The sequence below is a fragment of the Cryobacterium tagatosivorans genome (assembly GCF_004402215.1).
Lineage (GTDB): Bacteria > Actinomycetota > Actinomycetes > Actinomycetales > Microbacteriaceae > Cryobacterium > Cryobacterium tagatosivorans.
The window spans coordinates 1-9,676 of the sequence record NZ_SOEZ01000048.1 but is presented as its reverse complement, the minus strand read 5'-3'; the positions used below and the strand labels follow the sequence as shown (position 1 = coordinate 9,676).

The window sequence follows — 9,676 nt, the reverse complement described above, 5'->3', positions numbered from 1 at the left end:
GGTGCTGCGGATGTGGCGGGCGTGCTGGCCGTGCCGGGCGAGCCTGCCTCGGCGCCCGCGCCGGCCTCGCCGCCGGATGCCGCGAGCGCGTCGATCGTGAGGATCCCGGCCTCCGCGAGCCGCGCCCGCTGCGTCACGCGCATGCCGGCGACGAGCAGCACGTCGCGGTGGCCCTCCACCTCGCCCTCGCAGGTGGCGCAGCGGCCGCAGACGGCGTAGCGCGCGTCGCCCCAGGCGACGGGCGCGGTGTCCGCCAGCCGCTCGGCGATGATCTGCAGCAGCCGCGCCCGACGTTTTCGGTAGACGGGAAGGATGTCGACCAACCGGTGCTCGCTCACGGTTCCGTCGCCGAGCAGCAGCTGCACCGTCTCCGCGGGCTCGAAGTCGAGGGCCTCGAGCTGGTCCGCGTAGGCGGCGAGCTGGAGCAGCGCGGTCACCCGGGCGGTGCGGGCGAGCTTTGTGTCCTGGACCAGGTACCGGCCGTCGGGCTGGCGCACGATGAAGTCGGCGAAGCCGAGGAAATTGTCGCGGAAGAACGTCGCCTGGAACACGATGTCGGCCCCGCCCCGGAAGGCCGCTTCGGTGGCCGCGACGGCGGCCTCGAGCGCGCCGTCGTGGAACAGGTTGGGCTGCGCGATTTCGACGACTCCCCCGCCGAACCGCGTGCGGTACCCCTCGAGCACGCGGAGTTCGTGTTCGTCGCCGAGCACGCCGGTGCGCTCGAGCATGGCGTCGGCCTTCTGGGGCACCGCGGCGATCCGGCCGAGTTTCGCATCGAGCGTGCGCAGGAACGCGAACTCGCACTTGGATGCCGTGGTCAGGTCGCTGGCGCTGGTGACCACGCCGCCGTCCAACAGGTACATGGCTCCCCCTCCGGTCGCTCTCTGTCGAGAGTATCGGGGGGGTCCGACACTGCGCGCTGCCCCTGGCGCCGCCTGCGCTGAGTTGCGGACAAAGTTCCTTCAATTTCGAAACGAAGGTACTTTGTCCGCAGTTCAATCGGGCAACGGCGCCGCATGCGAGACTCGACCACATGGACAGTGAGCACCCCGGCGGCGCGATCGTCTCGGTCAGCCGCGACGACCGGCACCGGTTCAGCAAGCCGAGGGTGGCGAGCATCCGTCTGATCGCGGGATTCGGCGTGGAAGGCGACGCGCACGCGGGCGCCACGGTGCAGCACCGGTACCTCCGCGCGAAGGACCCCACGGCGCCCAACCTCACCCAGGTGCACCTGATCCAGGGCGAGCTCTTCGCGGAACTCGCCGAGGCGGGCTTCACCGTCGGCCCCGGCGAGCTCGGCGAGAATGTGACCACCAGCGGGATCGATCTGCTGGCCCTGCCGCTCGGCACGCGCCTGCACCTCGGAGCCGATGCCGTGGTCGAACTCACCGGGATGCGCAACCCCTGTTCCCTGATCAACGGCCTGCAGAAGGGGCTGATGAAGGCCGTAATCGCCACGGATGCCGACGGCAGCGTCATCCGCAAGGCCGGCGTGATGGGCGTGGTCGCCACTGGCGGCACGGTCCTGCCCGGCGACACTGTGCGGGTGGAGCTGCCGCTCGGGGTGCCGGTCCCGCTCGGCGTGGTCTGACGCTCGACCCCCAGGGTTGAGCTGCGGAGAAAGTACCTTCCCGACGCCCGGGAAGGTACTTTGTCCGCAACTCAGCGGGCAGGGCACTGGCAGCGCAGGGGGCAAGCCACTGGCGGCTCAACTCGCAGGGGCAGCTCAGGGGCAGGGGCACTGGCGGCTCAGTCGGGCGGGCGGCGCGTCCCGGTCCAGCCGCGCCCGCGCAGCCGCAGCTCGATGCGCGCGAGGAGCGCAGCCGGATCCCGCAGGTCGTCGTCGGTGAATTGCAGCACCTGCCAGCCCTGGTCCTCCAGGCTGCCGACGCGACGGATGTCCCGGCGCCACTGCGCCCGATCCGTACGGTGGTGATCGCCCTGGTACTCCAGCAGCAGCCGGAACTCGGGATAGGCGAGGTCCGCCCGGGCCAGGAGGCGCCCGTCCGGGTCGTAGATGTTCAGGTTGCACTCGGGTTCGGGCAGGCCGCCGAGCACAATCGCCACGCGCAGCTTGGTTTCTCGCCGAGACTCGGACCGGGTGCGGACGAGCGGGAGGGCGTCGCGCGCGCGAGCAAGGCCGCGGCGACTCGGGTAGCGGGCCACGGCATCCGCCAGCTCGTCCAGGGTGGCCAGCGGCCGCCGCCATTGCACGAGATAGTCGCCTGCGGCGACGAGGTCCACGAGGCTGAGCCGGGCCGCGAGATCGAGCCAGGTTCGCGCGGGGCCGGTGAAGCGGAGGCCCTGCCAGACCACGACATCGTCCGCACGGATGCGCATGCTGTGCCCGACCACGCCCCGGGCGTCCATGGCTCGGGCGGGCGCGGGCATCCCGACGTGCAGTGGGGGCGCCGCCTCGAACGCCCGCGGCAGCGGAAGTCGCAGGAGCTGCGCCGCGGTCTCGTGCGTGAAGAAGGCGTGCGGGGGCATCCGCAGGGCGAGCGCCCGGCAGAGCGCCTCGACGGCGACGGCTGCAGCAGAAGCGTCGGCACCGGGGGCGGCGACACCGGGGGCGCCCGCGGGCGCGGGAGGGGCCGGTGAACGGATGCCCCAGAACGGCCGATACAGGTCGGCCCCCCGCAGCCGCGACGGGCCGACGCCGGCGTCTCGTGCGGTGGCGGTGAGGAAGGGGCGATCGGAGAACTCGTCGGGGAGCGGGACCCGTGCTGTCATGTCATGGAGGATGCCGGTTTCGCGCCTCCAGCGTGCGAATTATTCACAGGCGGGGCGTCCAGGTGGTTGAACTGCGGACAAAGTACCTTCCCGCGCCCGACGAAGGTACTTTGTCCGCAACTCAAACTAGGCCCGGGAGGGTGGCAGAGGCAGGGGTGATGGATACGCCGGACGAGGTTCTGAGCGATGCGTGGCGCAGATGCTCGCCAAGTACGCTGAAGCCATGGCCCACGAATTCGCGCACGAACCGGACGACCGTCGCTACACGCTCCGTGTCGAAGGCCAGTTGGCCTGCATCGTCGACTACGTGATTAATGGCAACCTGATCGCGCTCACGCGCACCTACACGCAGCCGCCGCAGCGCGGGCACGGCTACGCCGCCGAGCTCGTCGAGTTCGCCGTGGACGACATCGAGAAGACGACGTCCTGTCGCATCGTGTCGAGCTGCTGGTACGTCACCGAATGGTTCGACAAGCATCCCGAACGCGCCGAGCTCCTGGCACGATAACTCGCCGCCCGGATGCCGCTGGCCCGCGACATCCGCCCGGCGGCACTGAGTTGCGGAAAAAGCACCTTCCCGCGCCCGACGAAGGTACTTTGTCCGGAACTCAGTTGGGAACTGCCGCGCGCGGGCGGAACTCCAGCGCGGGGCGGAACTCCAGCGCGCGGGGAGGCGCCGCGCGGGCGAACTACTCCGCGGACTCTTCCGAGGCCTGGAACCACGGCGGGTACACGGCGACCTTCGGCCGGTGCGACGACGCCGCGAGGATGGGCTTGACCACGTCGCGCACCCTGTCGTTGGCCACGCCGATGAGCGTGACCAGCTCGTAGGGGAACGCCTCCTCCACGAGGAACTCCGCCTCGAGGATCGCGGGAGACTCCGGGTCCGCGCGCAGTATGCGCAACAGGCGCTCGGCATCCTCACGGCTCGTGCCGAAGCGGGTCAGCGTGCCCGTGGCGTCCCCGTCGGTCGCCACAACGGACGCCGCGGCCGAGCCGGACTCGCCTTCAGCCACGTCGGCGGCATCCGTCACGGCGGCGGCCTGGGTGTCGAGCGCCTTCTTGATCGTGCTCACGAGGATGACGAAGTCGAAGGGGGCCGAGCCGTGGGCGTCGAGCGCCAGGCGCGGGTCGCCGGTGTGGGCGCGAATGCTGTCCCAGACGGTGGCGTCCGGGGAGAGGAAGAACGGCACGTACTTCGCAACGCTCAGGCTGCCCTGGCCCGAGACGAGGATGGATCGGCGCGACTCGCGCGTCTCGTCCGAGGAGATGTCGACGGCCGGACGGCCCTCCCAGGCCTTGCTCGCGTCGGCGAGGAGAGCACCGCTGCTGAGGACGCCGGCCAGGTTGCTGATGTGGGTGACGTGGTAGATCCGCTGCTCGCCGACATCGGCGGGCTTCTTCGCGGATGCCCTCGGCAGGGCCGCGGCCTTCACCGCACGGGCGGACTTCGTCGGTTCGGCGCGCGGAGTGCGCAGCGCGGTGGGAGCGGATGCCTCGCGCGCGCGGCTGGCCCGCTTGGAGACCCCGGAGGTCGAGGAGGCCCGCGAAACGGGCGCCGAAACCGTGGCCACGGGCGCGGCCTTCGGGAAGCACTGGTCGCAGAGATTGCCTTCGAGCCCGTGGATGCATTCGTCGTTCAAGTAGAAACCTTTCGTAGCGTGGCGCCCCCGGCCCCACCTACCAACGTTACGTTCATTTCGAGGTCGATGGGGACCGATCCTGAGAACACCTCGACCTCGCCCGCGGCCTGAGGGACGAGGAGGACGAAATGTTGTGGCAAACGCGGCCGTCCCGAGCCGGAAATGGCGGCCAGCGCCGGGGAACGGACAGGAAGGGAGTACGCGCGCACGATGGAGGTCGTGACGCGGAACTTCGAGTCCGACACGGCCTGACGACGGGCATCCCCCAGCCGGACGGTCCTCCGCGTGGGGCCGTCCGCCGAAAATGGGCGCATCTGCGGCGCGGCTGGGGCGCATCTGCGGCGCGGCTGGGGCGCATCTGCGGCGCGGCTGCCGCAAGCCCGCGGGGCGAGCCCGCGTCCCCTTCCGACCACCCCGGGCGCGGACTACATTGGCCACCGTCGGCCTCGGTCGGGGCCAGGCATCCGCCATCGCAGCCGCCATCGCAGCCAGGGAGCCAGCATGAAAGCCGAAAAAGTCGATCTCGAGCCGCGCACCATGATGGGCGTGCACGAGGTCATCCCCATGACCGCCATGGTCGACTATTTCGGCCGAGCGTTCACGACGTCGGCGGCCGAACTGGGTAAGCAGGGCGCGTATCCGGCCGGGCCGGCGATCGCCCTGTACCACGGCAAGCCCACGGACACCGTGGACGTGACCGCGGGATTCCCGGTCGAGCAGCCGGTCACGAGCACTCCGGAGGCGAGCGTCGTCACGCTGCCGGGCGGGCCCGCGATCCAGACCATGCACGCCGGGTCGTACGACAGCATGACCGGCACCTACGACGAGCTGATGGCGTGGGTGACCGAGCAGGACCTGACGATGGCGGAAGACATGTGGGAGGAGTACCTCACCGGCCCGGAGAGCGATCCCGACCCGTCCACCTGGACCACCCGGATCGTCTGGCCGCTCGCATGAAGGCCGAACGGGTCGAACTCGAGCCGCGCACCATCCTGGGCGTGCACGAGGTGATCGCGATGACCGCCATGACCGACTTCTTCGGCCGGGCACTCGCGACGGCCTTCGCGGAGGCGGGCAAGCAGGGCGTCGCCCCGGCCGGTCCCCCGCTGGCGCTGTATCACGGCAGGCCGACCGACACGGCCGACGTGACGGCGGGATTCCCGGTTGCCGAGCCCGTCACCGGCACCACGGATGCCGTCGTCGTCACGCTCCCCGGCGGACCGGCGATCCAGACCATCCACACCGGATCGTACGACGGCCTGGCCGCCACGTACGGCGAGCTGATGGAGTGGGTGGCGGAGCAGAAGCTCGAGATGGGCGAGGACATGTGGGAGGAGTACCTGACCGACCCGGACAGCAGCCCGGACCCGTCGACCTGGCAGACCCGGATCGTCTGGCCGCTCGCCTGAGCGGCGGTCGCGTCGAGCACTCTCGGCCGGGATGAGCCCGCCGCTGAGCCCTATTCTGCAGCCGCCGGATATGCTGGCGCTGCCCCAGCCAACCCGTCACCTAAGGAATCACATGCCCGTCGTTGTCACTGCCGTGTTCACCCCCAAAGCCGACGCGTTCGACCAGGTCGTCGCCGCGCTCAAGCCGGCCATCGCCGAGGTCCACGAAGAACCCGGCTGCCTGCTCTACGCGATCCACGAGGCACCGAACGGCCAGATCATCATGATCGAGTCGTGGGAATCCGCCGAGCTGCTCGACTCTCACGGCGCGGGCGAGGCCGTCAAGCGGCTGAACGTAGCGCTGGACGGGTTGCTCGAGGGCCCCGTCGAGGTCACCCGCCTGGTGCCGATCCCCGCGGGAAACGAGCTTCAGGGCGCGCTCTGAGTTAGTCGCCGGGTCTCGACAGGCTCGACCACCGGGGCGGCCGGGGCTCGACCACCTGCGGGCGGAGCTCGACCACCGGGCGGGCGCGACCGGCAGTGCGGGCGCGACGACCGGGGTCAGCGGTGCCGGGCCAGGACCCTGTCCAGTCGGCGGCCGACGACCGTTCCGTCGACCCAGGACGCGGCCAGGTCGATCAGATCGTCGACGATGTCGGGCACCGAGCGGGTCAGGCAACACGGACACCAGCCCTTCGCGTCGAAGCTGGCTCGCAGCGCCGTCTCGTAGTCGCGGCGACTGAAACCGGGAATCTCGCGAACGACGGCCGTCGTGGTGTACCCGTCGGAACTCATCCCGGAGAACGAGCGCCCGCAGCCGCACGGGCCGTCCGGTAGGCGCTTGCTCAACGGGCAGGGGTCGATCATCCAGACAAGTTCCCCGTCGACGCAGTGGCTGAAGTCGCTCTTGCGTTTACCCTGCGTCACCCTCGTGGCCACAAGTACCTTCATCATCTCTCCTTCGTTCGTGGCACGAGCGTTAGCGAGTAGATGGCATGACGGTATCGGCAGCCACCGACATTGCGGTGATCGAGCTGCGGGACCGGCTCGAACGCGAGGGCTCCTAGACTCGTCGCATGGCCAGCGCGAACACCATCTCCTTGATCCGGCACGGGCAGACCCTGTGGAGCATCACCGGCCAGCACACCGGCCGCACCGACATCCCGCTGACCGACTTCGGACGCCAGCAGGCGGATGCCCTCGGCGAGATGCTCGACGGCCAGGCCTTCTCGCTCGTGCTGTCGAGCCCGCTCGTGCGCGCGTGGGAAACGATGCAGCGGGCCGGGTACGCCGGCCAGGGCGTCGCGAGCGACGACATCCTAGAGTGGGACTATGGCGTGTACGAGGGGCGCACGACCGACGACATCCGCCGGGCCATCCCGGGCTGGTCGATCTGGGACCACCCGGTCGAGGCGGGCGAATCCGTGGACGATGTGGGCGCGCGCGCCGACCGTGCCATCGAGGCCTGCCTGGCGGCCGACGGGCCTGTGGCGGTGTTCGCCCACGGGCACTTCCTGCGAATCATGGCCGCCCGCTGGATGGACCTGCCCCCGACGGCGGGCCGGAACCTCAGCCTCGGCACGGCGACCGTGTCAACGCTGGGCTGGGAACGCGACAACCGGGTGCTCCAGATGTGGAACGACGCCTGCCACCTCAACTCGATGGATCCCGTGCTCTGAGCGCCCGCTGTCGAGACTGAACTGCGGACAAAGTACCTTCCCGGCGCGCGGGAAGGTACTTTGTCCGCAACTCAACCCCGGGGCTGCCCGGGCGAGTGTGCGTTCAGGAAGCCGAGCACGTCCGGGACGAGGTTGCGGCTCATCGAAGTGCCCATGTGGCTCTTGCCCTCGTAGAGGAGCAGCTGGCTGTCAGGGATCAGGGCGGCGGTCTGCTTGAACAGCTGCTCGCTGTAGAACGCGTCGCGGTCGCCGCCGACGACCAGGGTCGGGGCGGAGATCTCGTGCAGCCGGTCCCGGAGGTCCAGCTGGTCTTCGGCGTGGATCGTGGCGATCATGTCCGGCGTGGCCTTGCCGTACATCGAGCGGCCGACCAGCCAGCCCGTCGCCCGGAGCAACCGCCTCGACGCGGCGCCGGCCCCCATCATCGCGAACTCTTCGGCCGCCGCCCGCCGCGGCCGTTCGGCCTGCACCTCCCGGGCGACCCGTCGCTGCGCCTCCCGCCCGCGATCCCCGAGCCGGTAGGCCGCCGAGACGATGACGAGCCGCTTCACCACGTCGGGGTGGTCGATCGCCAGCTGCAGCGCGACGCTGCCGCCGGTCGAGATCCCGAGCACGTCGACCGGCCGGCCGAACTGGCGGCGCAATGCGCCGGCCAGCTCCCCGGCGAGGTCGGCCATCGTGGCATCCGGCGAGAGCCCGGGCCGCCGGTTCACCCACCAGACGCGCCGGTCCTTGGCATACGGCTCCACCATCGCCGCCTGCGCCCGGCGCTCCATCCCGACCGGGGCTTCGTTGTGCGGGCCGATCCCCGGCAGGAAGACCAGCGGCTCACCCGACCCGAGGCTGAGGAACGGCAGCCCGCCGGGCAGTCTGCCGTAGACCCGCGTGCCGGGAGCATCCGGGGTGCGGGATCGCGTCGTGCTGTTTGTGCTTTCGAACATCGAATCAACCATTCGCTTGGGGTGACACTCCGGATGCCGCGGGCGGATCCGGCGGGAGGCGAGGGGGACAATACCCGCGGGTCGGGGCCACCGCAAAGGGATGGACAGGCACGTTTCGGGAGCGTCTGGAATGCGCCGGCGACCCCGGGCTGGCTTGCTGCGCCGGCGACGCGAGTCAGGGCTGGCTTGATGCCCCGGCGACCCCGCGTCAGCGCGTAACGGTTCCGCCCGCCACCGGGGCCAGGCCCACCATCCTCAGCCACGCGGCCAGCTGGTCCTGGTTCACCTCGGCCGCGCGGAAGCCGACGTAGCCGTCCGGCCGGATGACGGCCACGCCGTGCCCCGGACGGTCGCCCAGCCGGTGCACGTGCGTCATCGGGCCGAGCAGTCCGGCGTCGATTTTGCCCGCGTCCTTCTGCAGCAGGATGTGCACGCCGGGTTTCGCGATCAGCTCATGGAGCCGAACCCGGCGGCCCTCACACCGGACGAGCGCATCCGGCAGTCGCGTGCCGGCCTGCGCGCGGCGGGGCGACCGTCGCTCCGACCCGGCGGCCCGCACCCCCGTGACCGACAGCCGGCTGCCCCGATAGTGCAGCCGGAACTGGGAGAGCATGCGAGCGCCCTCGGCCACCAGCTTCCGCCGCCGGGTCAGCCACGGCACGAGGGGCGCGCCGAGCGGCACCACGACCGCGCGCAGGAACTGGGCGAGCGGATGCAGGCTGGCCTCGGCCCAGAAGATGACGTGCGTCACCCGGAGGATCTTCCGGTCGGCCGGGCGCCGTTCCCGCCCGTAGGAGGCGAGGAGCTCGGTGCGCGGCGCCGCTCCGGAGCGGTCGGACCGGGCGGCGAAGGCCAGCTTCCAGCCGAGATTGAGGGCATCCTGGATGCCCGTGTTCATGCCCTGCCCCGCGGCCGGCGAGTGCACGTGCGCGGCGTCGCCGGCGATGAAGAGCGCCCCGCGGCGGAAGTGCGTGGCGAGGCGGTGCTGCAGCCGCACCTGGGCCGACCAGGCCACCTCGGTGATTCGGGCGGGCAGGCCGGCGTCGTCGACCAGGGCCTGGAGTTCGGCCAGCGGAACGGGCGGACCGGCCTGGCCGAACGGATGCCGCGACTCCCCCACGGCGCGCGTGGCGAGCATCCGCCAGGTGGCGCGTTCGCCGATCGCGAAGAGGAACAGTAGCCCGCGGCGGCCGGCCACCACGTGGGCGACGCCGGGTGCGAGGTCGCCGGCGGCGGCGGGGACTGTGGGGTCGGCAGCGGTGGCCGGGCCGCCGGCCGTGCCGCCCGTGCCG

General features: G+C 71.0%; 12 protein-coding genes. 6 read left to right on the top strand and 6 right to left on the bottom strand.

Annotated features, from left to right (window positions below; translation table 11 throughout):
- The coding region (locus tag E3O23_RS09855; RefSeq protein ID WP_338145304.1) for a PD-(D/E)XK nuclease family protein at positions 1-863 on the bottom strand (863 nt) is incomplete at its 3' end.
- A 170-nt stretch (positions 864-1,033) separates the two neighbouring features.
- Here E3O23_RS09855 and E3O23_RS09850 point away from each other — a divergent pair.
- Positions 1,034-1,591, top strand: a complete 558-nt coding sequence (locus E3O23_RS09850) for an MOSC domain-containing protein (RefSeq protein WP_134490569.1) — start codon at positions 1,034-1,036, stop codon at positions 1,589-1,591.
- Between the two features lie 158 nt (positions 1,592-1,749).
- Here the strand turns inward: E3O23_RS09850 and E3O23_RS09845 are convergent, their stop codons facing one another.
- Positions 1,750-2,733 (bottom strand): DUF559 domain-containing protein, encoded by a 984-nt coding sequence (locus tag E3O23_RS09845; RefSeq protein WP_134490567.1) that lies wholly within the window; start codon positions 2,731-2,733, stop codon positions 1,750-1,752.
- Positions 2,734-2,932: 199 nt separating this feature from the next.
- Here E3O23_RS09845 and E3O23_RS09840 point away from each other — a divergent pair, with 199 nt between their 5' ends.
- Positions 2,933-3,241 carry a GNAT family N-acetyltransferase gene (locus E3O23_RS09840; protein WP_241983420.1) on the top strand — a complete coding sequence of 103 codons (309 nt, stop codon included), beginning with the start codon at positions 2,933-2,935 and terminating at the stop codon, positions 3,239-3,241.
- Between the two features lie 181 nt (positions 3,242-3,422).
- Here the strand turns inward: E3O23_RS09840 and E3O23_RS09835 are convergent, their stop codons facing one another.
- Positions 3,423-4,376 carry a DUF4433 domain-containing protein gene (locus tag E3O23_RS09835; RefSeq protein WP_166790476.1) on the bottom strand — a complete coding sequence of 318 codons (954 nt, stop codon included), beginning with the start codon at positions 4,374-4,376 and terminating at the stop codon, positions 3,423-3,425.
- Positions 4,377-4,877: 501 nt separating this feature from the next.
- Here E3O23_RS09835 and E3O23_RS09830 point away from each other — a divergent pair.
- From E3O23_RS09830 to E3O23_RS09820, 3 genes are all read left to right on the top strand, one after another.
- Positions 4,878-5,333 carry a GyrI-like domain-containing protein gene (locus E3O23_RS09830; protein ID WP_134490563.1) on the top strand — a complete coding sequence of 152 codons (456 nt, stop codon included), beginning with the start codon at positions 4,878-4,880 and terminating at the stop codon, positions 5,331-5,333.
- Positions 5,330-5,785 (top strand): GyrI-like domain-containing protein, encoded by a 456-nt coding sequence (locus E3O23_RS09825; protein WP_134490561.1) that lies wholly within the window; start codon positions 5,330-5,332, stop codon positions 5,783-5,785. The genes E3O23_RS09830 and E3O23_RS09825 overlap by 4 nt, the downstream gene beginning before the upstream one ends.
- Positions 5,786-5,897: 112 nt before the next feature.
- On the top strand, positions 5,898-6,209 hold the full coding sequence (locus tag E3O23_RS09820) for a putative quinol monooxygenase (protein WP_134490559.1): 312 nt from the start codon (positions 5,898-5,900) through the stop codon (positions 6,207-6,209).
- A 116-nt stretch (positions 6,210-6,325) separates the two neighbouring features.
- Here E3O23_RS09820 and E3O23_RS09815 read toward each other — a convergent pair whose 3' ends face one another.
- Complete coding sequence (locus E3O23_RS09815; RefSeq protein WP_198415172.1) at positions 6,326-6,715, bottom strand: DUF7715 family protein; 390 nt, start codon at positions 6,713-6,715, stop codon at positions 6,326-6,328.
- A gap of 125 nt (positions 6,716-6,840) precedes the next feature.
- Here E3O23_RS09815 and E3O23_RS09810 point away from each other — a divergent pair, with 125 nt between their 5' ends.
- On the top strand, positions 6,841-7,443 hold the full coding sequence (locus E3O23_RS09810) for a histidine phosphatase family protein (RefSeq protein ID WP_134490555.1): 603 nt from the start codon (positions 6,841-6,843) through the stop codon (positions 7,441-7,443).
- A 71-nt stretch (positions 7,444-7,514) separates the two neighbouring features.
- Here E3O23_RS09810 and E3O23_RS09805 read toward each other — a convergent pair whose 3' ends face one another.
- Both E3O23_RS09805 and E3O23_RS09800 read right to left on the bottom strand, forming a co-directional pair.
- Positions 7,515-8,384 (bottom strand): alpha/beta fold hydrolase, encoded by an 870-nt coding sequence (locus tag E3O23_RS09805; protein ID WP_166790475.1) that lies wholly within the window; start codon positions 8,382-8,384, stop codon positions 7,515-7,517.
- 208 nt (positions 8,385-8,592) lie between these two features.
- A partial coding sequence (locus E3O23_RS09800; RefSeq protein WP_174776627.1) for an FAD-dependent monooxygenase occupies positions 8,593-9,676 on the bottom strand: 1,084 nt, incomplete at its 5' end.